At 29.1% G+C, this 25,790-nt stretch carries 28 protein-coding genes and 2 tRNA genes; 2 read left to right on the forward strand and 28 right to left on the reverse strand.

Annotated elements, in window-relative coordinates; translation table 11 throughout:
- Position 1 precedes the first annotated feature (1 nt).
- The 23 genes from DY249_RS04705 to DY249_RS04815 form a co-directional block, all read right to left on the reverse strand.
- A complete protein-coding gene (locus tag DY249_RS04705; RefSeq protein ID WP_101540639.1) occupies positions 2–724 on the reverse strand; it encodes a Stp1/IreP family PP2C-type Ser/Thr phosphatase in 723 nt (240 codons plus the stop codon).
- A 2-nt stretch (positions 725–726) separates the two neighbouring features.
- Positions 727–1,752, reverse strand: a complete 1,026-nt coding sequence (rlmN, locus tag DY249_RS04710; RefSeq protein ID WP_101540638.1) for a dual-specificity RNA methyltransferase RlmN — start codon at positions 1,750–1,752, stop codon at positions 727–729.
- Position 1,753: 1 nt separating this feature from the next.
- Positions 1,754–3,034 carry a 16S rRNA (cytosine(967)-C(5))-methyltransferase RsmB gene (rsmB, locus tag DY249_RS04715; RefSeq protein ID WP_115595354.1) on the reverse strand — a complete coding sequence of 427 codons (1,281 nt, stop codon included), beginning with the start codon at positions 3,032–3,034 and terminating at the stop codon, positions 1,754–1,756.
- Positions 3,027–3,974, reverse strand: a complete 948-nt coding sequence (gene fmt / locus DY249_RS04720; protein WP_245943526.1) for a methionyl-tRNA formyltransferase — start codon at positions 3,972–3,974, stop codon at positions 3,027–3,029. Before fmt ends, rsmB begins: the two co-directional genes overlap by 8 nt.
- Positions 3,955–4,431: a peptide deformylase gene (gene def, locus DY249_RS04725; protein WP_101540636.1), complete on the reverse strand. Its 477-nt coding sequence runs from the start codon at positions 4,429–4,431 to the stop codon at positions 3,955–3,957. Before def ends, fmt begins: the two co-directional genes overlap by 20 nt.
- Positions 4,432–4,477: 46 nt before the next feature.
- Positions 4,478–7,996, reverse strand: a complete 3,519-nt coding sequence (gene smc / locus DY249_RS04730) for a chromosome segregation protein SMC (protein WP_115595355.1) — start codon at positions 7,994–7,996, stop codon at positions 4,478–4,480.
- Between the two features lie 172 nt (positions 7,997–8,168).
- Positions 8,169–9,068 carry an elongator complex protein 3 gene (locus DY249_RS04735; protein WP_245943528.1) on the reverse strand — a complete coding sequence of 300 codons (900 nt, stop codon included), beginning with the start codon at positions 9,066–9,068 and terminating at the stop codon, positions 8,169–8,171.
- The gene (gene rnc / locus DY249_RS04740) at positions 9,061–9,771 is read right to left on the reverse strand and encodes a ribonuclease III (RefSeq protein WP_101540633.1); all 711 of its coding nucleotides are present in this window, start codon (positions 9,769–9,771) and stop codon (positions 9,061–9,063) included. Before rnc ends, DY249_RS04735 begins: the two co-directional genes overlap by 8 nt.
- Complete coding sequence (locus DY249_RS04745; RefSeq protein ID WP_101540632.1) at positions 9,771–9,995, reverse strand: acyl carrier protein; 225 nt, start codon at positions 9,993–9,995, stop codon at positions 9,771–9,773. The genes rnc and DY249_RS04745 overlap by 1 nt, the downstream gene beginning before the upstream one ends.
- On the reverse strand, positions 9,982–10,968 hold the full coding sequence (plsX, locus tag DY249_RS04750; RefSeq protein ID WP_115595356.1) for a phosphate acyltransferase PlsX: 987 nt from the start codon (positions 10,966–10,968) through the stop codon (positions 9,982–9,984). Before plsX ends, DY249_RS04745 begins: the two co-directional genes overlap by 14 nt.
- A gap of 47 nt (positions 10,969–11,015) precedes the next feature.
- Complete coding sequence (gene rpmF / locus DY249_RS04755) at positions 11,016–11,195, reverse strand: 50S ribosomal protein L32 (protein ID WP_101540630.1); 180 nt, start codon at positions 11,193–11,195, stop codon at positions 11,016–11,018.
- Positions 11,196–11,267: 72 nt separating this feature from the next.
- Complete coding sequence (locus tag DY249_RS04760) at positions 11,268–12,458, reverse strand: acetate/propionate family kinase (protein WP_101540629.1); 1,191 nt, start codon at positions 12,456–12,458, stop codon at positions 11,268–11,270.
- A 59-nt stretch (positions 12,459–12,517) separates the two neighbouring features.
- Positions 12,518–12,994, reverse strand: coding sequence for a hypothetical protein (locus DY249_RS04765; RefSeq protein WP_101540628.1), 477 nt, complete (start codon positions 12,992–12,994; stop codon positions 12,518–12,520).
- The gene (locus tag DY249_RS04770) at positions 12,991–13,509 is read right to left on the reverse strand and encodes a type II secretion system protein (protein ID WP_101540627.1); all 519 of its coding nucleotides are present in this window, start codon (positions 13,507–13,509) and stop codon (positions 12,991–12,993) included. The genes DY249_RS04765 and DY249_RS04770 overlap by 4 nt, the downstream gene beginning before the upstream one ends.
- On the reverse strand, positions 13,481–13,834 hold the full coding sequence (comGE, locus tag DY249_RS04775) for a competence type IV pilus minor pilin ComGE (RefSeq protein ID WP_101540626.1): 354 nt from the start codon (positions 13,832–13,834) through the stop codon (positions 13,481–13,483). The genes DY249_RS04770 and comGE overlap by 29 nt, the downstream gene beginning before the upstream one ends.
- Entirely contained in the window at positions 13,806–14,270 is a 465-nt protein-coding gene (locus tag DY249_RS04780; RefSeq protein ID WP_101540625.1) for a type II secretion system protein, read from the reverse strand. The genes comGE and DY249_RS04780 overlap by 29 nt, the downstream gene beginning before the upstream one ends.
- A 3-nt stretch (positions 14,271–14,273) precedes the next feature.
- On the reverse strand, positions 14,274–14,978 hold the full coding sequence (locus DY249_RS04785) for a prepilin peptidase (protein ID WP_172540060.1): 705 nt from the start codon (positions 14,976–14,978) through the stop codon (positions 14,274–14,276).
- A 2-nt stretch (positions 14,979–14,980) separates the two neighbouring features.
- A complete protein-coding gene (locus tag DY249_RS09420) occupies positions 14,981–15,349 on the reverse strand; it encodes a prepilin-type N-terminal cleavage/methylation domain-containing protein (RefSeq protein WP_101540623.1) in 369 nt (122 codons plus the stop codon).
- Positions 15,350–15,357: 8 nt separating this feature from the next.
- The gene (locus tag DY249_RS04795; RefSeq protein WP_115595974.1) at positions 15,358–16,377 is read right to left on the reverse strand and encodes a type II secretion system F family protein; all 1,020 of its coding nucleotides are present in this window, start codon (positions 16,375–16,377) and stop codon (positions 15,358–15,360) included.
- A gap of 79 nt (positions 16,378–16,456) precedes the next feature.
- Positions 16,457–17,017, reverse strand: a complete 561-nt coding sequence (gene frr / locus DY249_RS04800; RefSeq protein WP_101540622.1) for a ribosome recycling factor — start codon at positions 17,015–17,017, stop codon at positions 16,457–16,459.
- On the reverse strand, positions 17,018–17,734 hold the full coding sequence (pyrH, locus tag DY249_RS04805; RefSeq protein ID WP_101540621.1) for a UMP kinase: 717 nt from the start codon (positions 17,732–17,734) through the stop codon (positions 17,018–17,020).
- Between the two features lie 185 nt (positions 17,735–17,919).
- A tRNA-Leu gene (locus tag DY249_RS04810) sits at positions 17,920–18,005 on the reverse strand.
- Between the two features lies 1 nt (position 18,006).
- Positions 18,007–18,083, reverse strand: a tRNA-His gene (locus tag DY249_RS04815).
- Between the two features lie 343 nt (positions 18,084–18,426).
- Here DY249_RS04815 and DY249_RS04820 point away from each other — a divergent pair.
- Together DY249_RS04820 and DY249_RS04825 are read left to right on the forward strand one after the other, a co-directional pair.
- Positions 18,427–19,032 carry a regulatory protein RecX gene (locus DY249_RS04820; protein WP_115595359.1) on the forward strand — a complete coding sequence of 202 codons (606 nt, stop codon included), beginning with the start codon at positions 18,427–18,429 and terminating at the stop codon, positions 19,030–19,032.
- On the forward strand, positions 19,029–19,286 hold the full coding sequence (locus DY249_RS04825; protein WP_101540619.1) for a GIY-YIG nuclease family protein: 258 nt from the start codon (positions 19,029–19,031) through the stop codon (positions 19,284–19,286). Before DY249_RS04820 ends, DY249_RS04825 begins: the two co-directional genes overlap by 4 nt.
- A 9-nt stretch (positions 19,287–19,295) precedes the next feature.
- Here the strand turns inward: DY249_RS04825 and DY249_RS04830 are convergent, their stop codons facing one another.
- From DY249_RS04830 to mreB, 5 genes are read right to left on the reverse strand one after another with little or no spacing between them, the layout of a single operon-like run.
- Complete coding sequence (locus DY249_RS04830; protein ID WP_115595360.1) at positions 19,296–19,922, reverse strand: P-loop NTPase family protein; 627 nt, start codon at positions 19,920–19,922, stop codon at positions 19,296–19,298.
- A 10-nt stretch (positions 19,923–19,932) separates the two neighbouring features.
- The gene (locus tag DY249_RS04835; protein ID WP_115595361.1) at positions 19,933–23,385 is read right to left on the reverse strand and encodes a penicillin-binding transpeptidase domain-containing protein; all 3,453 of its coding nucleotides are present in this window, start codon (positions 23,383–23,385) and stop codon (positions 19,933–19,935) included.
- Between the two features lie 11 nt (positions 23,386–23,396).
- Positions 23,397–23,885 (reverse strand): rod shape-determining protein MreD, encoded by a 489-nt coding sequence (gene mreD / locus DY249_RS04840; RefSeq protein ID WP_115595362.1) that lies wholly within the window; start codon positions 23,883–23,885, stop codon positions 23,397–23,399.
- Positions 23,878–24,771 (reverse strand): rod shape-determining protein MreC, encoded by an 894-nt coding sequence (gene mreC, locus DY249_RS04845; RefSeq protein ID WP_115595363.1) that lies wholly within the window; start codon positions 24,769–24,771, stop codon positions 23,878–23,880. The genes mreD and mreC overlap by 8 nt, the downstream gene beginning before the upstream one ends.
- 6 nt (positions 24,772–24,777) lie before the next feature.
- Positions 24,778–25,788 (reverse strand): rod shape-determining protein, encoded by a 1,011-nt coding sequence (gene mreB / locus DY249_RS04850; protein ID WP_115595364.1) that lies wholly within the window; start codon positions 25,786–25,788, stop codon positions 24,778–24,780.
- Positions 25,789–25,790: the final 2 nt, after the last annotated feature.

The following is a 25,790-nucleotide window of genomic DNA, read 5'->3' on the forward strand; positions in this document are numbered from 1 at the left end:
CTTAAATTTTTACAGTTGTAACTGTTATATTATCTCTACCGCCAGATAAGTTGGCCGCTTCAATTAGTTTACTTGATATATCATATACATCTGTATTTTCACTAATAATACTTCTTATATCTTCTAAAGATAACTCGTTTGTTAAACCATCTGTTACAATCAGGATTATATCATCATTTTCCATATCAATAGTCTTACTATCAATATTTATACTAGGTCCTATACCTATTGCTCTAGTTATAGCACTTTTGTTGATGAAACTATCTGCTTCGTCCTCTTTTAAAGCACCGCTATCTATTAGCTCATTGACAAGGGAGTGATCCTTTGTTATCTGGCTTATATCGCCCTTTCTATATAAATAAAGTCGAGAATCTCCTATATGGCTAATATGATATTTATTGTTAGTATAATCAACGCAAAGACAGACAGCGGTAGTGCCCATCTTTTCCTGTTTTTCACTTGCTAGCTTGTATACTTCACTATTTGCATGAGATAAAGCTGCTTCTTGTAAGTCTAATATTGATTGATAGTCACTTATTTCAGAATCTTTAATAAATTCTGTAAAAGTTTTACTCGCTAGGCTACTTGCTAGTTCACCATCGCAATGGCCACCCATTCCATCAGCAACTATAAAAAAATCATAATTTTTAATCGAAATATTGCTATAATAATCTTCATTGGTATCTCTTAGTTTCCCAATATTTGATATTGAACTAAATTTCATATCTACCTCGCGTAATTATTTCTCAGCTGACCACAGCTGGCCTCTATGTCTTGACCCATAGAATACCTAATTGTAGCATTTAATCCTTTTTTTGTAAGCTTATCTTTAAAATCATTTATAACTTTTTTGCTAGTCTTATCATGTTTAAATTCTTCAATAGGATTTAATGGTATTAAGTTGATATGGATGTTTTTTCCGTGCATAAGTTTTGATAAATTTTCTACATCAATATCTCTATTATTTAACCCATCTATAACTACATATTCAAAAGATATACGTCTTTTGGTCTTATCCAAATAGTAATCAGTGGCTTTCATAAGACCAACTATATTATACTTTCTTGCTACGGGCATGTATTGACGTCTTTGTTCATCAGTAGCATAGTGTAAACTTACCGCAAGGTTTACGTCAAGACCTGTATCAGCAAGTTCATATATTTTTGGAGTTAGACCAGAAGTAGAAAGAGTAATAGAACGATGAGAAAGATTTCTACCTTTATCATTTGTAATAATTTCTATAAATTTCGTTATATTTTTAAAATTATCTAAAGGCTCGCCTATCCCCATAATTACAATATTATTTATATCACCATTTAGTCTTTCAAGCTCATAGACCTCATCTATTATTTCTGCTGCACTTAGATGTCTTACTAAACCATTTTTCGTTGATGCACAAAAAGTGCATCCCATCCTACAACCAACTTGTGATGAAATACATATAGTCTTGCGATTATCATATTTCATAAAAACCGCCTCTATAATATTGCCATCATTTAATTCGAAAAGATATTTTTTAGTAGAATCTATATTGGAAGCATAAGTTTCAAGTAAATTCACCTTTTGGATTTCAAAATCTTTACATAACTGTTCTCTCATATCGGTTGGCAGATCCGTCATTTCATTAAAATCATTTATTTTATTTACATGAATTTGACGAAATACTTGCTTTACTCTAAATTTTTGAAATCCTAGGTCAACGAAAATGCTTTCTAGTTCTTTAATTGTTTTATCATTTATAGTTTGTTTCATATTATTTCTTCTTAAATTTGCTTATAAAAAATCCATCTGTTTTATCAATATAGTTTACATATTCTATGTAATTTTTACCATCGATTGGGATAACTTCTAAATTATCCATAGCAGATAAATATGAAAAGCTTTCTTTATTTTCTATATTTCCAATAGTACAAGTTGAATAAACTAGAACTCCATCTTTTTTCAAATACTTAATAGCTTGATCTAAAATATGCTTTTGTAATTCTGCTAAGGATTCTATATCTTCCATACTTCTATTGTATCTTATTTCTGGTTTTCTTCCCATAACCCCTAGTCCCGAGCAAGGTGCATCTACTAAAACATAATCAAAAGTATCTACAAATTTATTTTTACAAATACTTGCATCAAAATTAGAAAGTTCTATATTTTTAAGCCCTAACCTATCAATATTTTCTTTTATTAAAGGTAATTTATCTTTTGAAATATCATTGGCAATTATGTGAGCTTTATTATTTGTATATTCACCAATATATGAAGTTTTTGTTCCTGGAGCTGCACATAAGTCTAATATTTTACAATCATTTTTTGGATCCAATATTTCAACTGTTTTCATAGATCCTTCTTGCTGGATTGTAAATAAACCATCTTTAAATTCATCTGTATTTACAAGACCCGCTGGGTTTAAAATTTTAAGAGCATTTTTAGATAAATGTCCATCTTCTATTTCAAATCCTTTATCTAATAGTAAATCTCGTAAACCATCCTTATCAGTTTTCAAATTATTTACTCTTATTGAGATAACTTGCTCGCTATTTATATATCTTAAAAAAGCTTTAGTATAATCCATTCCATAATTTTTGTAAATATAACGAGTTAATTCTTCTGGTAGAGAATATCTAATGGAAAGTGATTTTATATCATCACTTTCTTTTATCTTAGAAATTTCTTTTTCGTCTCTAATAAAGTTTCTTAGGATAGCATTCACAAAGCCTTTTGATCTTCTATTTTTAAGTTTTGTTAATTCAACTAGTTCATTTACTATGGCATAGTCTTTAGTATTTAAAAAGTAAATATTATAAATACCTATTTCTAAAATAAGCAACACAGATGGATGTATTTTCTTAAGTCTAACTGTTGATAGTTTTCTTATCATATAGTCAAGATATATCTTATTCTCTAAAACACCATATACATTTTTTGTAACAAAAGCTAAATTATTTGCAGAATCTGCTACTTTATTTATCTCATCGTTAGACTTAGCTTCTTTATATACAACTTTATATAAGATATTAAATGCTAATTCTAAATCAGTCATCTAATTTTATTCCTTTTTTAAAATCATTGCCCAACAAAAATGACTTAGTATCCATAACTTTTTTGCCAGGAAATTGTAATTTATTTATCCTAACAGCCCCATCTCCAGTACCAATTATGATATTATTTTTGCTATCTGCTTCATAAATGTAGCCAGGATTTGACTTATATTTATCTAAAATTTCTGCTTCTAAAACTTTTACATTGTCCCCTTCATAGGAAAAATATGCCTTTGGGAAGGCCACTAGGGCTCTTATTTGATTATAAATTTCGAAGCTAGATTTTTCCCAGTCTATCTTACCCATTTCTTTTGAAATTTTGGATGTATAAGTAGCCTTATCATCATCTTGTTTGAGGCGGTTTTTATAAAGTTCATCAAAATTTAAGAGGGTATCTCTGATAGCTTTTGACCCTAGGTCTGACATTTTTTCTTCTAAGGTATAATAATCATCCTTAAAATCTACATCTACAATATTTTGCATTAAAATATCACCACTATCCATACCTTTTTCAATTAGCATAGTAGTTGGTGCTGTTTTTATATCTCCATTTAGCAAGGTAAATTGCATTGGTGCTGCTCCTCTGTATTTCGGGAGTATTGATGGATGTAGATTTATAATGCGGTCGTTAAATTCTTCTAAAAGTAACTTTCCTATTAATTGACCAAAGGCAACTACCACTATAAAATCAATTTCTAATTCTTTTAATTGATTTACAAATTCTTCTTTATTTACAGAATCTGGTGTTTCTACAGGTATATCATTATCAAGTGCATATTGTTTAATAGGTGTTGGTGTCACTTTGTTTCTTGATCTTTTTTTGTCTTTAGATGAAACTACTAGTTTAACATTTATATTTTCTTCTTTATAAAGAACATCCAAAGTCTGCACTGCAAACTTTGGATTGCCCATAAAACATATATTAAGCATTTTCGACTTCATATGAAATCTCTTCTATATATTTATCTCTAAATAATACCCCGTTTAAGTGGTCTATTTCGTGAGATAAAATTACTGCTGGGAAACCATGAGCATCCCAGATTTGTTCTTTACCATTTTCATCTAAATATTTTACTTTAACGTGTTCTGGTCTTTTTACAGTTGCGTTAAAATTAGGTATAGAAAGACAACCTTCTACTCCTACTTGTTCTCCATCAGCTTCTATAATTTCTGGATTGATTAGTTTTACAAGACCAGTGACTTCGTCATGTGGATCTACCACTATAACACGTTTTAATATTCCTACTTGAGGAGCTGCTAGGCCTACTCCATCGGCTTGATACATTGTCTCGCCCATATCATCTAATAATACTTTTATTCTTTCAGTAACTTTTGGGACTTCCCTGCATTCTTTTCTAAGAATAGGGTCGCCTTCAATTCTTATATTTCTTATAGCCATTAGGTTCCTCCTATTTAATCATATTTTACTTTTTGCTTTATTTTATTCAATTTTCATCAAAGTCTATAGAATATACTTTGCTTATTCCATCATCTCCTATAGTCACACCATGAATTTTTTCTGCTAATTGCATGGTTATTTGCCTATGAGTAATCATTATAAATTGCGAGTTAAGAGATAGTGATTTTAAATAATCTATATATCTTTTTATATTTGTTTCATCTAAGGCTGCATCTATCTCATCTAAAATTGCAAATGGAGCTGGATTTGTCTCAAAAATTGCAAATAAAAGTGCAACAGCCGTCAATGCTTTTTCTCCACCCGAAAGTAAGGAAATAGATTTAAGAGATTTTGATGGTGGGCGTGCTTCTATTTCCACGCCAGCTAAAAGCTCATCATTACTATCTAGTCTTAATCTAGCATCTCCGCCCATAAATAAGATTTTAAATATTTCAGAAAATCTAGTATTTATAATATCAAATTTTTTCTTAAACTCATCTTTCATTTCATCTTCTAAGGCCTTAATTAATTTTTCAATATTAGCTTTTGACTCTTCTAAATCTTTTAGCTGATTATTTATAAAGTCAAATTCTTCTTTGGTTTGCTTATAATTTTCTAATGAATCAGCTGTGAAATATCCTATATTATTTATTTTCTTTTGCAAGTTTATTAGCTCTGATTTATTTATATTCTTAATATCAGCATCTTTATAAGTTTTTTCAAGCTCATTTATTTCTTTACTTAAAAATGGTTTTATTTCGTCTAATAAGTTGTCATAATCTTTTTTTACTGACTCTAACTTATAGGTTAGCTCTACTTTTTTGATATTCAATTTATTAAGTTCTTCTTCTAATTCACTTGCTTGATTAACTAACTTTGAATTTTCTTGATTAGATTTATTAAGTATTTCATTTCTATCTTCTAGCTTAGATTCAAGATCTTTTATATCATTTGATAGTTTTTTTATTTGACTTACTAATTTATTATTTTTTTCTTCAGTGTCAGCTATTAATTTTTCAGTTTCTAGCTTTAATTTACTCTCTATCTTCTTGCTTTCAGACAAATTAGCTAATTCCGCTTTTAAAGCTGATATGTTATTTTCAATCATATTTATGTCACGATTTAAAATTTCAACTCTATTTTCGTTTTTATTTAAATCTTTCTCTAAAACTTTGATTTGTTTTTCATTATCATTTACTTGTGCATAATAATTTTTTAATAAAGATTCATATTTAACTTTTTTATTCTTTAATTCATTTAAGTCTATATAATCTATATCCTTATCAATAAATTCCAAATCCTTATTTAATTCTTCTTTTTGATCTTTGAGACTATGAAGCTTATAAGAAAGATTGGATATCTCGTTATTTATTTCATTAATGGATTTTTTAAAAAATTCAAAATCACTTATCTCTTGTTTTTCATCTGCAAGTAATTTATTTTTATGATTAAGTAAATTATCAAATTCACCCTTAATAGCAATATTTTTATCTTTTAATTCAGTGATTTTTTTCTTAGTTTGATCTAATTTTTTATTTCGATTTAATAGATTAGTATTTGTTTTTTTATTTTTATTAGAACCAGCAACCATAGAACCCCAGCTATTTATAACATCTAAGTCTAAGCTGATAATCCTATAACCATTTATTTTTTTCGATAGATTAGTTGCATCTTCAATATCTTTTACTACTACTGTTGATCCTAAAAAATGATTTATAATTCCAGAATATTTTGGGTCAAAATCTAATAGTTCATATGCCATAGCAATAACTTCTGGCTCATTCGGACTTGATTTTTGATATGATTTTATAGAATCAATTGGTAAAAAAGTGATGCGCCCAATATTATTTTTATTTACAAACTTGATTAATTGTTTACTATCATCCTTACTTCTTGTGACAATATTTTGAACAGCCTGTCCCATCAAATTGTCTATTATTTCTTCATAGCCATTTTTTACACTGATTAAATTTGCTAAGGTATCTTCATATAGATAATCAAGATTATCTGCCTTTGTTTTGTTTAAAAAATTTTGTATAGAATAAAAATATCCTTCATTGGATTCTAACAAATTTTTATTAAATCTATATTCATTTATAGCTGTTTTTAATTCAATACTTACATTATTTAGTTGTTTTTGACGATTATCTATATCTTTATCAATTTTTTGTAAATCACTTTTTGTTGTATTAATTAGATTGCTAATTTTGTCACTAGTTTCTAGGTCTTTTATTTTTTTATCTGACAGTTTATTTAAATTATTATTTAACTTATCTATTTCCAAATCTATCTTTTTAATTTTTTCTTTATTTTGTGCTAGTTGTTGGCTTCTTTTTTCATTTAAAAGCTCATTAGTTTTTGCATTTATCTCTAAATCATATATTTGCTTATCTAATATATCATGATCTTTTTTAATTGTCTTTATATCTAGCATTAACTTGTTATTTTTTTCATTTACTTCAGCAATATTTTTTTTAAGACTTTCAATATAAGACTTAGCTGCTTCTATTTCACTATTTTTACTTGCAAAATTTTCTTGATTGCTAGACAATTTATGGCTAAGTTCTTCATATTTTTTATTATTTGATAAAAGATTTTCTATAATTCTATCTAAATCCTTTTTATTATAATCAAGTTCCTTACTATTTAATTCAATTTTATTTTTATTATTAGCTATAGTTTTATTTGATTTAGCAAGTTTATTTTCAATATTTTCTTTCTGTGTAGTTAAGCTTTGCAAATGATCATTGTATGGATTTAGTTCATTTTTTATTTTTTCTAGACTATTATCTTTATCGTCAATATTTTCAAAAATATTTTTAACTTCTTTGTCTAAAATATTTTTTGATTTTATAAGATTATTTGATTTTTCTTTTAAATATCCATAAGCTTTTTTGTCTAAGTTTCTTGTTAATTCATGCCACTTTTCAAAATTCTTTGCTTCTACTGACAATTTTTCCAAATCTTTGGACTTATATTCCCATTCACGCTCAATTATTTCTAAATCATCACTAACTTTTGTAAGCTTTTTGCTAGCTTCATCTCTCCTATATTTGTGTTTAGAAATCCCACTTGCTTCTTCAAAAAGCGCTCTTCTTTGTAGATTTGATGAGCTAATTATTTCATCAATGCGACCTTGACCTATAAGAGAATATCCTTCTTTGCCTATGCCTGTATCTAAAAATAATTCTCTTATATCTTTTAGCCTAACTTTTTTACCATTTACTTTATATTCATTTTCTCCGTCACGATATATTCGCCTTGATATTACAACTTTATCGTATTCTACAGGTAAGGAATGATCTTCGTTTGAGAAGTTTAAATTTACTTCTGCAAGATTCATAGAATTTTTTCCACCATTAGCTTGGAAAATAACATCATTCATTTTTGATCCACGTAGGGATTTAACAGATTGTTCACCTAAAACCCATCTAATGGCATCAGAAATATTTGATTTTCCAGAACCATTTGGTCCTACTATAGCTGTAATTTGCTTTTCAAATGGTATTATTGTTTTGTTAGCAAAGGACTTAAATCCTTTTAGTTCAATACTTTCGAGTCTAATAGTAAATCACCGCCGTAGTTTTCTTTTACATAGTTCTCTATAAATCTATCCACATTAAATTCTATTTTTTTATCGTTATATAGGATAAATTCTTTGTTGCTTGCTTTAAATTTCAACTTTATTTTGTATTTATTGTAAAAGTACTCTTTATTAGCTTTATTATTGCCAGCAATTAATGAAATATTACGATTATTTGTAAAATTGTTAGCTGGTCTTCTAAGCTATTACAATTTATAATTTCTTCAATATATTTTCTATATATCTCTGCTTCTACCAATTGTCTAAAAGCTGGATGAAAAGGACCTGCAACTACATCCGCTCCTTCATTTATATTCTCAGTTGTCTGCAAGCCTATCCTTATAATATTTACCCCCGCATATTTATATAGCATAGCAGCCTCAGCAGAAATTTTTACTGCTTGATCGATTGTTAAAGGATGGTATATATCTTCATTATATAACACCTCTAATTTTGTATCTTTTATGACAAGTGTTGGATAAATTCTAACAATATCTGGACCTATTTTTATAGATTTTATAACTGTATCTATTGTTTTTTTATAAGTATCATTAAAAAGTCCAGGCATGATTTGGTGACCTAAGGTAAATCCATAATCTTTTATCATTTGTGAAGCTTCATAGCTTGTCTTTACACTATGACCACGTTCATTAGCATCTAAAACATCTTGGCTTAAAGATTGAATACCCAGCTCTATTATATCTACCTTATATTCTTTTAAGATATTAAGAATAGAATTATTTATATAATCAGGTCTAGTTGAAAGTCTGATTCTATCAATAATTCCCTTCTCTTTATATTCTTTTGCAATTTCTAAGTAGCCTACCATTACATCTTTATCAAGTCCTGTAAAGGATCCACCAAAAAATGCAATTTCTTTTAAATTGTTATTTTTAGGAAAATACGCTAAATTTTTTTCTATTTCACCTATCACCTTGCTAGGCTCCATCTTATCCTTATAATTTGTAATTTTTATTTGATTACAAAAAGCACAATCATGTGGGCAACCTAAAAAGGGAATGAATATGGGTATTATATACTCTTTTTTAGTCATTTTTTATTCTTTCATAAGCGTTTTTCGCTGCATCTTGTTCTGCTTTTTTCTTATTCTTACCAATACCTGTTGCTAATACTTTATTTCCTACCTTTACTTGCATAGTAAATAGCTTATCGTGTTCTGGTCCTTCTTGTTTAACTAAGGTATATCTTAATATTTTTTTGTCATGGGCATTGTGGTATTCTTGAAGCTTAGTTTTATAATCATTAAAAATAGTATCATCATCAATTATTTCTTTTGCATCTTCCATATAATTTTCTACTAAAAATTTATATAGATAGGCAAAACCTGCATCTAAATAGATTGCAGCACAAACAGCTTCAAATGTATCTGCTTTTACATGTTTTTTTAGCTGACCCCCATGTTGTTTTTCACCTTTGCCAAAATTTAAATAACTTGTTAAATCATATTTTTCACTAGCTTTGGCAAAAGAATCAGTGCATACTAGGCGTGATCTGGTTTTAGTAAGCCAACCTTCGGGTTTATTATTATAATTTTTAAATAAAACTTCACTAACTACTAAGTCTAATACACTATCTCCTAGAAATTCTAAACGCTCATTAGATTTTGCTTTTATCTTTGCTTCATTTGTATAGGAAGAATGAGTAAAGGCTACATCTATCAATGATTTATCATTGAATGTGTAGCCAATCTTATCTTCAAATTCTTTAATTTGTTCTAAACGTGCTTGTGATATCATTAAAGTTTACTCTCTATAAGACTTGCTATATCATCTAGAGTTTCAATTTCATCTAGTTCATCTTCTTCAAATTCTATGCCATATTTTTCTTCAATAAGCATAATGAAATCAAGCATATCAATAGAATCTATGTCAAGGTCTGATAATTTTGTACTCATATCTAATTCAGTAAAATCTATATCAAGATTGTTATTAGCAAGTTGTGTTAACTCATCTATTACCATTTAATTCTCCTTCAATTTTTTCTATTACATTCATATCTATATAATTTAATAAGCCCAAGATTGCATTTGAAAATGCTGTTGCATTTGTATTTCCGTGGGCTTTATATACATAAGATTTTACCCCAAGTAAAGGTGCTCCTCCAACTTCATCTGGGCTAAATTTACCTGCTAATGATTTGATATCATTTTTTAGTATTGCTCCTGCAATTTTGTTCTTATTGGATTTATAAATTATTTTTTTAAGCTCTGATCCAACAGATTTTAAAACGCCTTCTGCTGTTTTTACAGCTATATTTCCATCAAAACCATCTGCAACTATTACATTTACTTTTCCATAAAATAAGTCACGAGCTTCAATATTTCCAGTAAAATTCATATTAGAATCTTTTAAAAGTTTGTAGCTTTCTTTACTAAGAGCATTCCCTTTATGTTCTTCAACTCCTACATTTAATAGACCAATTTTGGGATTATTCACATTCATTACGTTTTCTAAGTATACTTTTCCCATTAAAGCAAATTCGTATAAAAATTCTGCTTTACAGTCCATATTTGCTCCAGTATCCATTAAAAGTGTAATCTCATCATTTAATGATGGAACTCCTACCGCTAGGCAAGCTCTTTTTATACCCGGTATTCTACCTAGAATAAATAATCCGCCAGCAAGTAGTGCTCCTGTAGAACCAGCTGAAATTAATCCATCATATCCATCTTCTTTTAATTTTTCATATGCTAAAACTATGGAAGCATCCTTTTTTCTTCTTATAGATCTTACTGGATCTTCATCGTTTGAAATAAACTCATTTGTAGGAAGTATTTCATAGTTTTTTATTCTATCACGAACTAATAATTTTATTTCTCTATCATTTCCTACAAAAACCGGTATAAAATCTCTTGTTTCAAGGGCTTTAATGGTCCCTTCTATTATGGGTTCTACTCCTCCATCCGCTCCAAAAGTATCAATTAATATTTTCATATTTTCCTCTTTTTTTGTATAAAAAAAGATAGTGCTAAAACACTATCTTATTCTACATCAATTATTGCTTGGCCTTTATATTCTCCACAGTTTGGGCAAACTCTGTGAGCAAGTTTTGGCTCATGGCAATTTGGACACTCAACATAGTTTGATCTGTTCAAAGTATAAGCTGAGGCTCTTCTTTTATTTTTTCTAGTTTTTGATGTTCTTCTTTTTGGTACTGCCATCGTTACACCTCCTCTTATCAGTTTTAGCAATCTTTTATATTATATATTGACTTATCCCCGATGTCAAGGTATTTATTTAACTAAATCTTGTGTATCTCTTGCTATCATAAGCTCTTCGTTAGTAGCAATAACCATAACCTTCACTTTAGAATCAGCTGTAGAAATTACATGTTCTCCACCACGAATATTATTAGCCTCTGGATCTATTTTTATACCAAATTGTTCAAATCCTTTTAGTATATCTTCTCTCATTTCGATTGAATTTTCACCAATACCACCAGTAAATACTATAGCATCTACATTTTCTAATTCTGCCATATATCCTGCAATATATCTTTTAGTTCTTGTTGTAAACATATCTAATGCAACTTGTGCTCTTTCATTTCCATTTTTAGCTGCATCTTCGAGGTCTCTAAAGTCTGAACTTACACCTGAAACTCCAAGTACACCTGATTTTTTGTTTAATATATTGTTCATTTCATCAGCTGAAACGCCATCTTTTTCTTCGATATATGTTACTACTGCAGGATCTAAATCACCAGATCTAGTTCCCATTACAAGTCCTTCTAATGGAGTAAGTCCCATAGTTGTATCAAATGATTTTCCATTTTTTACTGCTGTAATTGATGAACCATTTCCTAAGTGAGCTGAAATAATATTTGTATCCTCAACTGATTTTTCTAGTAAATCTGCTGCTCTATTTGTAATGTAATTGTGGCTTGTTCCGTGGAAACCATATTTTCTAATAGCATCTTCTTCATAATATTTATATTCTATACCATAAAGATATGTTTTTGCTGGCATTGTTTGGTGGAATGCTGTATCAAATACTGCTACATTTGGTACATTTGGTAATAATTCCTCACAAGCTTTTAGTCCCATTAAGTTTGCTGGATTATGAAGTGGTGCAAATTTTGCGGCTTCATTAATAGCATCTTTAACCTCATCTGTAATTAAAGCAGATTTTGTCATTTTTTCTCCACCATGTACAAATCTGTGACCTACAGCATCAATTTCTTCAAGGCTATCGATAACTCCATTTTCACTATCGATAAGTGCATCAAATACATGAGATACCGCTTGAGTATGGTTTTCCATTGCTTGTTCGATTACAAATTCGTCGCCATTATTTTTTTGTACTAGACGGCTACCTTCGATACCGATTCTTTCTACTAATCCTTTTACCATTACTTCTTCATTTTCCATGTTAAATAATTGGTATTTTAGTGATGAACTTCCACAATTGATTACTAATATTTTCATTTTTACTCCTTATATTTTTATACATACATTATTATACCTATACCCTTACAATATAAAAGTTAATAGGTATACTTCGCCATTAATTTTATATCTTTTTTATCTAATTGCTCTTTTGAATCAATGACTTTGAAAATAGCTTGCGCACTTGCAACACTATCTCCAACATTTATTTTACTTGTTTCTATTCTATATACATCCGAAAGCTTTGGATCATCATTCCTTTTCACATAAGCTATCTTTAAATAATAAGTATTTCCATTATAACTTACTTTTCCATCTTCTGATACCCAATAAGATTTTCTATCTTCATTTTTATAATATTCATTATCTTTTAAAATTTCATTTTTTATTTTTTCATAATTGCTATCTATATAAATGTTTAAGATAGATTCTGCCAGATATTGAGCCTGTTTTTTATTGTACAGGTCATTTATGTACTCATTTGTATTTTCATTTTGAGTATAAATAAAAGTAATTGTTAAAGATAGAATAAGAAAAATAATTAGCGTATATATTGATATAAAACCCTTCTTCATAATCTATCTCCAAGATAGATCTTGCTTTCAAATCTTAGCTTTCTATCATTTTTATTTAAAATAATAGTAGCTATGTCATTAGATAAATCATATTTTACATATAAATCTTTGCATTTTGCGATTCTAATTGTTCCGCTTTTAATAGTAGAATCGAATACATCATCTGTAGTTTTTGAAATATTATCTCTAACAGCCATTAAATAATTATTACCATCAGATGATTTGGAAGTTTTAAAGTATACACTTGAGATTTTATTGCTATTTTCATCTAGAATGTAAGCTTTAAAATTTGTTTCTCCAGTATCTTCTATTAGCTCAATCTTATGGGATCCTCTTATCACATTTTCTATATACATCATCGCAACTACTGTCTCTTTATAATTCACTTCATTTTCATAAGCATTTTTACTAGCTTTTATATTAATCGAAAAAATAGCGCTTGTAACTACAATGAGTAAAGATATAATAGCTATACTAGCTAAAAGTTCAACGAGAGTAAAGCCTTTTTTTCTCATAATTATCCTCAATAACTTCTAAATGGTATCTACCAAAACTAGCTGAAATTTTATCTAAATTTTTAGAATATTGCTCTCTATTTATTGATATATCATATCCATTAATATTCCTAATACTTTCATCGTAAGAAAGCTCACCATTTACTGTATTTAGTTTTTCTACTTCTATAGCTTCTTCTAGTGCAAAAATAACTTTACTATCTTCTTTTAGAGCATTTGAGCTTTTTATCAAATTATTAAGTGATGGTAAGAGTAAAATTGCAATAAGTGTTAGTATTGCTAAGGCGAACAAAGTTTCAATCAGAGTAAACCCAGTCTTTTTCAATTCTAGTATGCCCTCCTGCTACAGTTGATACAAGCTTATAAACCTGATCTATGTCTAGATCATCTTTTCTTTTTATGTATATAGTACCTGCATTTGAAATACTACCACTTGCAGTATATGTTATAAGGTTTGAGAAATTTTTTTCATTAAATCCAATTTCTAAATAATTAAGTTTCCTATATATAATATCGTCTTTACTTTCTTCGCCTTTGGGTTTTATAGTATAGGAATAATTATTCAAAACAAGTTGGTAAGCTCTACCAGTGGATAATGCTTTCATTTTAGCAAAATTTACATCATTTATCATAGTTTGAATTTCACTATTAGCTTTAAAGCTATCCACAACTTTAAACTTTAATGCCCCAATACCCAAACCAATCGACATTATTGTTAAAACTACAATTAACTCTATCAGAGTAAATCCATGCTTTTTCATATTTTAAATCCCCGGCAAATTTATTATTAAAAACGAGATAAAAATATATATGCAAAATGGTATTTCTACCTTAGTCGACTTGTTTTTTATAGCAATATATCCACCTGATATGGCACCAAGCCAAAGTGAAATAAGGATAAAATACAATAATTTACTATTATCTAAAAACAGAAACAGAGCAAAATAATAATAAATATCTCCATCACCAAGACCATTTTTTGATATATAATAAATAGCTCCATAGATTAAAGAGAATATTAAAACATTTTTTATAAAAAGTACGTCAAAGCCAATAATTTTTAATCTGTATATAAATCCAAAAATTGACAACACAGCTATTTGTATCATATAAATATCATAGCTTTTAAGGTCAATAATAGCTATTATCAAAGCTAACATTATTGCAAAATAAAAAAGTATTGATTTTAGTATATAATTATGATCAAAAAACACTAGGGCAAATAATCCACCTATTATTTCTAAAATCAAATTATCTTTGCTTATATTTTGCTTGCAATATCTACATCTTCCTTTTAAAAATAAAAAACTAATTATAGGTATTAAATCTTTTGTATATAGCCTATGTCCACACTTTTCACAATGACTGGGAGGACTTACTATGCTTTCTTGCCTAATAGTGCGATTTATAACTACATTTGCAAAAGATCCAAAGATAGTACCTACAAAAAATATATAAAATTTTTCCACAATTATTTTGTCAGATCATTTTCATCTGGACTTACTTTTATATTTTGAGATGATATTGTTACTGTGTAAGATTTTGCTACTTGACCTCCATTTTTATTTTTGAGTCCAGCAGGTACATCCGGCCATTTTTCTACATAATTTTTAGGATCCTCATTTGTTGGCCAAGTAACTGTTTGATTTCCTGATAACTCATTTTGTCTTACAAGAGCTGCTGATTTTAACATCTGTACATTACTTTTATGAGCCGCTTCTGCAGCTGCAAGTCTAGAATTGTTGTATTTTGGTATAGCTATTGCAGCTAAAATACCTATTATAGCAATGACTATTACAAGTTCTATTAATGTAAATCCCTTTTTCTTTTTATCTTTCATATTTTCTCCTAAAAACTAATTCCATTTACCGATTCAAAAATTGGTAGTGCTATTGCAAAAACTACAAATCCAACTAATATACTCATTATAATTATCATTATTGGTTCTGCTAATGTTGAAATGTGTTTTAGTTTATAGATATAATCGCTAGAAAAATAATCACTTGATTTTTTTAAGGCTAATGTCATTTCTCCACTGTCCTCTCCTATTTTAAGCATAGAAACTAATAGAGGTGAAAAAATATCTTTTTCTGCCATTGACTTGCTTAAACTATAACCTCTTTTTAAATCTTTAATTATCTGATTTAAAACTTCTTTTATATATGTATTGTTAAATGATTCTCTTATTATTTCTAAACTTTTTATAATATCTATATCTCCTGCTTTTAAAATATAAAGCAAAGATGTAAGCTGATATTCTAAACCAAGTCTTCTATATTTGAAAAATGGCAAATTTAAGAAGTGAAATTTATCTAGTTTTAAACGAATACTTTCATCTTTTCTCAGGAAAACAATACTAATAATTATTAAAACCAATATCAATAAAAGGTATAATCCACGATTTGCAAAAAATCTTGATATCCCCATTAGAATTCTTGTCATAAGGGGCAATTGTTTGCCAAAAGATTCAAATACATTTTCAAAACCAGGTAAAACAAAATTCATAACTACTATTATTATGATTATCATAACAACAAATACTATTAAAGGATAAGCCAAAGCTTGTTGAATTATTTTTTTATTTTTACTATCCTCATCTATATAAGTTGATAATTCTTCTAAAACTTCAGACATACGACCACTTTGACTGCCACTTTTTATAAAAGCTACAATCATAGGATTAAAATATTCTTTATTAATTTCAAATGCTTGGTCTACGGATAATCCTTTGGATAATTCAATATTTATATTGTGTAAAGTAATATTTAACTTTTTATCCAGTTTTTGTTCTTCTATAATCTTTAAACTCTCATCTAGGGCTACTCCTGCACCAAGTAGTAAAGATAGTTGCTTTAAAAATAAGGACATAATCCTACTGTCTATTTTCTTTGAGGATATATCCTTATTTAAAAAGTTCTTTATTTTATTTAAATCTAAATCAGCCACATTATACAGTTAATAATTCTTTATTTTTCTTATCAGCTAATTTTTCTACTTCGTCAATACTTTTATCCGTAATATTTTGAAGTTCTTCTTCTAATGAGAATCTATCATCTTCAGTGATATCTCCAGATTTTTCGCTTTTCTTTACATCATCCATAGCATCACGTCTTTTATTTCTAATAGAAACTTTTGCATCCTCAGCATATTTGCTTACTTCTTTTGTATATTCTTTACGTCTATCTTCTGTAAGTGTTGGGAATGGAAGTCTTATTACTTCTCCATCATTTTGAGGATTTATTCCAATATCTGCTTTTAAAATTGCTTTTTCAATTGGTCCTATATTTGATTTATCCCAAGGTTTAATAACTAAAAGTCTAGCCTCTGGAATAGTGATTGTAGCTGCTTGGTTGATTGGAGTTTCATTTCCGAAATAACTAAATGTTATCCCATCTAAAACTGATTCCGATGCACGACCAGCTTTAATATTTGCAATTCTTCCTTCAAATGATTTTACAGCTTCCTTCATTTCATTATCAGCTGTTGATTTTATTTCTTCGTAATTCATTTAAAATTTCTCCTTTACAATTGTACCGATATCTTCTTCTTGACTAAAAATTTTAACCATATTCTCTGGATCATCAATTCCAAATGCTATTAGTGGCATATTATTATCCATTGAAAGGCTTGTTGCAGTAGTATCCATTATTTTGATTTCTTGTTGTAAAATCTCTTTATAAGTCAACTTATCATATTTTACAGCATCGTCAAAAGCATTAGGATCTTTATCATAGATTCCATCAGTTCCTGTTTTGCCTAGAAGGATAACATCAGCATCAATTTCTAGAGCTCTTAAACTAGCTGTAGTATCTGTTGAAAAATATGGTAATCCTGTTCCAGCAGAAAATATAACTATACGACCTTTTTCAAGGTGTCTTATAGCTCTTCTTCTTATATATGGTTCTGCTACTTCTTTCATATCTATAGCAGTCATTAGTCTAGTGTCCAAACCCATTTCTTCAAGGCTTCCTTGGATTCTTAGACCATTCATAACTGTTCCAAGCATTCCTATAGTATCCGAGCTAGCTCTTTCTATTTGCGCTCCTGAACGACCTCTCCAGAAGTTTCCACCACCTACTACAATAGCTATCTCTACTCCTAGATTATGAACTTCTTTTATAGATGAGCAGATTTTTTCAATAACCTCATCATCAAATCCAAAACCCTTATTGCCTGCGAGGGCTTCTCCACTTAACTTTAATACAACTCTTTTAAATTTTTGCAAAACTGCCTCCTATTAATATAAATTATAACCTATTTTAAATTTATAATAAAGATAGAAACCAAGAGTTTTTAAAAATTTTTGATATTTCTACTTATTTACTTATTCTATGAAACTATTATATCATAGTAAAGTTAAAAAAGAATAAAAAAAGAACCGTTGATATTTCAACGGTTCTAAAGTCTTATTGGTGCGGGATAAAGGAGTTGAACCTTCACGAGAAATTCTCACTAGATCCTAAGTCTAGCGCGTCTGCCAATTCCGCCAATCCCGCATGGGGTGAGTAGTGAGATTCGAACTCACGACCTCCTGGGCCACAACCAGGTGTCTTAACCAACTGGACCATACCCACCAGGTCATTACCCTATATATTATACAGCATATAATTTTTATGTCAAGTTTTTTTAATTTATTTTTTACATGAACTTAACATTTGAATTAAAGCCGTTTGATAAGGCCATCCATGCATTCTTAACTGCAAGATATATTATAGTACATATACTTATCCCTTGTCAAGCTTTTTTTTAAAACTTTATATTATTCTTCTAATGTATTTTTTAATTTGAATGGTAGAATGATTTAGAGGTGAATTTGATGAAAAATAACAAAACTTTACTTAAAATTTTTGCAATAGTAATTGCTGTTGCTATGATAGCTCCTATTATTTATAGTGCATACGCTTCATTTGCCGGTCTATGATTATTGAAGCAATAGATTATTCTGATAAATATAACTTAGTAATCCTAACCATTTCTGGTGAGGATTTTTCTATATCTTATGATCTATACAATGACTTACATTTAAATATTGATGATAAGATGGATTTTGATACATATAAAAAGATTCTAGAAAATGATGAAATAAATAGAGCAAAAAACCTAGCTCTAAGAAAAATATCATACGCTCAAAAAACTAGTTTTGAAGTAGAAAAAATTTTAAAAGATAATGATTATTCTGCTAATACAATAGAAAAAACCATAGAATTTCTAAATGAATATAGAATCTTAAATGATGAACTTTATGTAAAATCTTATGTTGCTGATAAGCATAATTTATCAAGATGGTCTAAAAATAAAATTTTCTACTCACTAAAGTCAAAGAATATAAATGAAGAATTAATAAATAAATATCTAGATCAAATAAGCAATAAAGAAGAATATGAAAATGCTTATTATTTTGCCTTAAAAAAAGCACGAAATAACTTTTCTATGGAAAATAAGCAAAAAGTTTATAGGTATCTTGCTGGTAAAGGCTTTGATTTTGATATTATAAGTATAGTGGTAGGTGATCTTTTTAAATGACTTATGGTTATGTATATATGTTAAGATGCAAGGATAATTCTTTATATACTGGTTGGTGCAAAAATTTAGAAAAAAGACTAAGTTTACACAATGCAGGCAAGGGAGCAAAATATACTAGAGCTAAAGGACCTTGCAATCTTGTATATTATGAAGAAATCTCTAATAAATCAGAGGCATTAAAAAGAGAAATAGCTATCAAAAAATTATCAAAATCAAAAAAAGAGGACTTAGTTAGAAATTTTAATCTAACTTAGTCCTTCTTTTTATTTTCTAAAACTAGCTTTTAATTTTTCAAAAAATCCTAATTTTGGTATGTCGACTTCTCTGCCGTCTACCAAGTTTTCTATTACATTTTTAAAGTATTCACCATTTTTTACAAATCCTAGATATTTACTGTTTTTGCTATCAATAGTATCTTTATATTTTCTAATGTCAAAATCTTCACTAGCTTTATTTATAAAAAATGCATCACTATCATTTACTAGATTTAAATCATCTTGGCCTATAATATCTACAGAAATTTTGTTTTCCAAAAGATTTTTATCAACCCCATCTATAATTACATAATCATAATCAACTTCTTTTAATAGTTTATTGAAGTCAACATTAGTAATCTCATATTTATCATCTAAAAGTGGACTGATTATAAAATCTAAATTTTGATTTTCATGAACAATTATAGTATCAAGTGGTGCTAATCCTGTAAAATAGTCTGCTAAGTCATAAGTTATCATACCATCTTTTTGAAAATAATCTTCTATATTAGACGTTGTTGCACGTTTTGCTTGTAGTAATAAAACTTTATTATTCTGTTGCAAAAATTCAGCTAAATTAACTGAAAAATCTGTTTTCCCAATGGATTTTGGTCCATTTATTACATAAACTTTCATTTGTATTCCTTTAGTTTGCTGGGCCGTCACCTGCGGCATTTTCTTCTTCTAATTTATTATTATCTTCTTCGTTGTCTTTATTTTTATCTTCTGGCATACCTTGTTCCTCATTGGCTACAGAGTCTCCAAGTTCTGCTATGTCAGCATCGTTTGGAGTATCTCCAGAGTTTGTAAGATATACATCTAGGTCGAAATATTTTGAAATAACATCTCTCATAATTGGTGTTGCATTATAAGATGTATCTCCTTGAGTAAGAACAATACTTATTGCAATTTCCGGATCATCGTATGGAGCAAAACCTACCATCCACGCATATGAATCATAGTCACTTCCATCTAAATTTTTGCCCTCTACTTCTGCAGTACCTGTTTTAATACCTATATCTACTGGCATTTGATTTAAAATTTTATTATTTTGAGATACTAAAAGTGTACCGTATTTAATATCTTCTAGATATTTTTTATCTTTTAAATCTATTCTAGTTCTTTGTGGAACATTATTAAATAAAACATCCCCTGAATCATGATTGGTTATCTTATCTACTAGTGTTAATTTATTTAAGTATCCTCCATTTGTAAGACCTGCTATAGCTCTATTCATTTGTATCGGTGTATAAGAGTTTTGACCTTGACCTATTACAATATTAAGCATATCTGTAATATCCCATTCAGCTTGGTTTAAATATGTGAATTTTATAGTATCTGCAAGCCCTGCTCTATCTTCTCCTAAAGATTGTTCTGCATTATATCCCTTTTCATCTAAGAAATCTATAATTTTACTACGAGTCCACTCGCTAGGACTAGATGTCATATTTACAATTTCTAGAACATCATTTTCAAATTCACTTTTTGATTTTTTTACGCCATCTTTTAAGTAAACTGGTAACCTATCTTCAAGATAGTTTTGTAGCATAGTTTTAGTTATTTCTACTTTCTTGCCTATTGATGGGATATTGCCAGTTGTTTCTTTCGGTATATTTACTTCAATACCAGTTGGCTGATCAAGTCCTAATTTTTCTGCTGCTACTCTTATGTCATTTAAGTCTACTTTTGTCCCAATGGACTTACCATCATGTGGATTTTCTCCTAGAGCTAATACATAGAAATAATAGTTATTTGAATCTCTAATTGCTCCGTATAAGTTTTCCTCACCTTGGGTAATACCATACTCTGTCCAAGCTAAGTTATTAAAGGTTTGATCTCCTACTTCTACATATCCATAGTCTGTAATAACTGCTTGAGGATCAAGACCATTTTCTAGAGCAGCTAGAGATGTTACAAGCTTAAATGTTGACCCTGGCATAACCGCAGTTTGTGTTGCAATATTTAACATAGGTCTTGGTACCAGTGGTCCACTATCTTCATCTACTTGTAAACTTTCCCAATCTGATTGAGAAATACCTGTTGAAAATAGGTTAGGATCATAGTTTGGATAAGAAGCCATTGCTAGAACTTCACCTGTTTTTACATTTGAAACTACTACTGCTCCGCTTGATGCATGAGGAGCTTGTCTAAGTGGCATAAATGTACCATATTCTGACTCATATTGGTAACCTTCACTTATAGCATCAAGAACTCCTTCTAAAGACTTCTCAGTTTGCTCTTGCAAATCAGCATCTATTGATAAATATAAGTCATCTCCTGGTTCAGATGGTGTTTGAGATATAGTTTGGCGTCTGTTACCAGCTGAGTCAACTGTTACTAAAGACTTACCATTTTTTCCCTTTAAATTATCTTGGTAAGATTCTTCTACACCAGTTTTTCCTATTATCTCATCACGTAAATAGTCACGCTCATCTACATATTTATCTACCTCTTCTTCTGTAGCTATAGGTCCCATATATCCTAATATATGGCTAGCTAAGTATCTATTTGGATATGATCTAATTGGTATGGTATCTACTTGTATACCTGAAGTAGCATCAATATTTTCTTCAATTTTTAAAACTGTAGATTCGTCAATATTATAGACTAAATTTATAGGACGATAACCAAAATTACCTTGACGGTTGATTTGATTGTCAATAGTAAGTATTCCTAAGGCTTCTGGATCAGAATAATCTTCTAGGTCCATAATTTTCTTTAAATACTTTAAAATTTCTTTACCATCTTTCTCATTTTCAAGAACAGACACTATCTTATCTCTATCATTGACTTTATCTTTACCTGCATAGTAAGTATAAAAATTATTTTTTTCTATATTAAAAGTATAATCCCAATCTTTTGGATCATCTTCTGATATATCTATTGAAGGATATATATTATTTATAGTGTTGGCATTTTGGGCTATATATTTTATATCTTTTGACAAAATTAATGGTTTTAATAATCCATTTTCATCAGCAATTCTTGCTAGTTCATCTACTGGAGAACCAGCTTGAGGGTTTTTGAATTTAACATTCACTTTGTATGTATTTCTTTCATCCTCGTTTTCTGTTATTACTTCTGTGTCAAAGTTTGCATATATACCTTTATTTTCAAGTTGTTGGATTAAAATATCAGCAGGTATTACATAAGATCCATCATCATTTACATTTGCTTTTGTTAAAACATCCTTGATTGTAGAGGCTTTTACGATTTCATAAAAATCATCGCTAGCCTTACTTTTTAATGTAACTTCTGGATAAACTTTTGATAGCTTAGCTTTCTTTTCTATCAAATCCTCATCTGCTTTAACAACATAAGGCTTCATAGTTATTGAGCCTAGTAAATCATTTGATTTTAAAATATCGTACGCCAAAACTCTAGCATTTGAATTTTGTAATATAGATAGTAAAACTGACCTATCATTACCTACCGCATCAACTACGACGTCTATAGGATTGTCATTTTCACTATAGCCGATTGATTTTAATTTATTTTTGGAATTTTGCCTATAACTAACTTTCAACTTGCCTTCTTGCTGACTAACATTGGCAGGAATATCTATACCACGTTTTTTTAAAGCAAGTAAGGCTGTGCTCATTGTTTCGTATTTAATATTATCATCTTTATAGACTGATGTTAGAAACTCATCTACTAGATTGTTATCTATTAGTGTTGAAACCACAACTTCTGTTGGCATTTGTCCAAGTATAAAATAATCTTCGTCTCTTTTATACACAAATGAGTTTAGTTTTAATGCAAAATCATCTGTATAATTTACACCATCAGCTTCTAAAATATTTACAAGCTCAGCTAAGTTTCTGGTTCTCTTTTTAGGCTCTTCTTCTAAGAGTTGATCTTTATAAATTTGAACAGCAAAAGATGGTATGCTAGTTGCAAGTATTTTTCCATTTCTATCATAGATATTACCACGACTAGCTATTTCATCGACTTCTTTTACTTTTCTATTATCTGATAGATCTCTATAATAATCTCCTTGACTAATCATTACTGAAAATAGTTTACCTATTATTATAGCCATTAGAAGGATTACAAGAACTTGTATAACTACTAAGCGTCTTTCCTTTTGTTTTTTCACTACTTATACTCCTAAATTCTATATGTTGGAATATACATTATCTTTTTAACTAACCTGTAATAAATGAAGTAAATTAAAGTATTTAAAACAGATTCGACTAGCATTGGCCCTGGAAAATAATTCATAAAATTGTTTTGTCTCATAAAAATATAATAAATCAAGCTTAATAGTAATAGATTAAAAATACTTGCTAAAAAAGTCATGATTAGGCCAGTTGATTTATCTTTTGCAAAACTAAATCTATCACTTGATACAAAAGAACCTATTAGAAAGTATGATAAAGCACGTGGTCCAACTAAATTTGTAAATAGAAAATCTTCAAAAAGACCTGTAATCATCGCTCCATAAGGCCCAATTTTTTTTCCCAATGTTTGGGATAGGGCAACTGTAGCTGGTATGATTATATTTATATTTGCTCCAAATATATCAATTTTAGAAAAAATAGTTGTTTGGAGAATAAACGTCACTAAAAATACTAGAAAAGTTTTAAACTTATTCACTTACATTCTCCTCTCCTTCGCTTTGTTCTGCCTTTTCATCTAATTTATATGTTTCATCACCTTTTAATACTAAAACTCTATATATATGAGAAAAGTCAACCGGTGAGTCTACTGTAATATTTTTTCTTAGTGTATCTTGACTCATAGAAACATTACTTATAGTTCCAATATATATTCCATATGGGTAAACTCCACCAAGTCCGCTTGTCATAAGTATATCAGAATTTTTTGCTTCGCTTTCTACATCCAACATATAACCTTGCATGGTTCTTGATGTAAATTTATCTATAACACCATAATCTCCGCTTCTAGTATTTATAAAGGAAACATCATTTGCTTGATTATTTATTGTTTCTACTCTAGCTGTTGATTGGTAAACTTCAGTAACTTTTCCAACAAGACCTGTATAATATTTGCTATCTCCTATAGCTTGTAAAATAATATCATTTTTCTTTATACCATCTTTTTTGCCCTTATCTATAGTAAAATTGCTAGTCAAAGAAGTCACATCAGAATTAACTACTTTTGCCTTTATAAATTCATTTGGAGAATTTTCTATAGTCTTTGCTTCATTTTTTAGAAAATCTTCTTTATTTATGATAGACATAAGTCTAGCATTTTCCATAACTAAAGATCTATTTTCTGATTCCAATCTCATAACTTCAGCTCTGGTTTCTTTTGAACCTATTGTTCTTTCTACCTGGTCCATTATTTCAGATGATAGTGAATAAGTAAATCCCTCAACTGGTTTAAAAATTGTATTTGCCAAACTGGATCCTGCTCCTGATAAACCTTCTGTTTGAGATGTTATACCTATAGTAGCTAATAAAGCTATTGTTGTTATTAAAAATGATTTATTAGATTTCTTTCTTCTTCTATATGCCATTTTTACCTACTTACGATATTTAAAAAATCTATCTGGATCATCTAAGATTTGTCCTGCTCCTAAAATTGAATCCGTTTGTGGATTATCGGATGTATAGGATGATAGATGTAGTTTGTTTTCAATATATTCTCGTAAACCCTTTATCATACTTAGTCCACCTGTTAGTGCAAAACCATCTTTTTTAATATCTGCTGTCAATTCTGGTGGTATTTTTTCTAGAACTTCGTATAACATATTTACAATTTCATCAGCATATGGCATAAGACATTCTACTAAGTCTTTACTTTTTATATCTACAGCTTTTGGTGCAGCTGTTACTAAGTCTCTGCCATCTACATTCATAGATTTTTCTCCATCTTTCACTCTTAGACTTAAAAGATTATTCTTGATTTCTTCTGCTGTAGATTTTCCTATATCCATAAGTTTTTTCTCTCTAAATAAATCGATTATAGCATAATCTATGTAGTCTCCACCTTTGTTTATGGTTTTGCTTGTCACGATTCCATTTAAAGAAATTACACTTACCTCACTTGTCCCTGCACCTAGATTTAATAGTAAAATACCTCTTGGATCTTCTGGAGTAAGTCCCATACCAAATGCAGCTGCAAGCGATTGTTCAACTAAAATTATATCACGGCTACCAGCGTGCAAAGCCGCATCTTCTATAGCACGTGACTCTATATCTGTTATGCCGCTTGGTACACAAATTACTATTTTAGGCTGGATTATTGATGTTCCTGGATTTACCTCATCAAAAAAATGTTTTAGCATTGCTTCTGTAAGGTTAAAATCAGTTACAACACCATTTTCAATTGGTTTTACAACATGGATACTAGAAGGAGTTTTGCCAATCATTTCTTTTGCTTCTTTTCCTATAGCTAAGACCTTTGTATTATTTTGATCTAAGACTATCATAGAAGGCTCATTAATAATTACTCCCTCATTTTTTTTATAAACTAAAATATTACTAGTGCCAAGGTCTATGGCAAAGTCTGTGGCAACCATTTTAAAACTCATGT

The organism is Anaerococcus octavius, assembly GCF_900445265.1.
Lineage (GTDB): Bacteria > Bacillota > Clostridia > Tissierellales > Peptoniphilaceae > Anaerococcus > Anaerococcus octavius.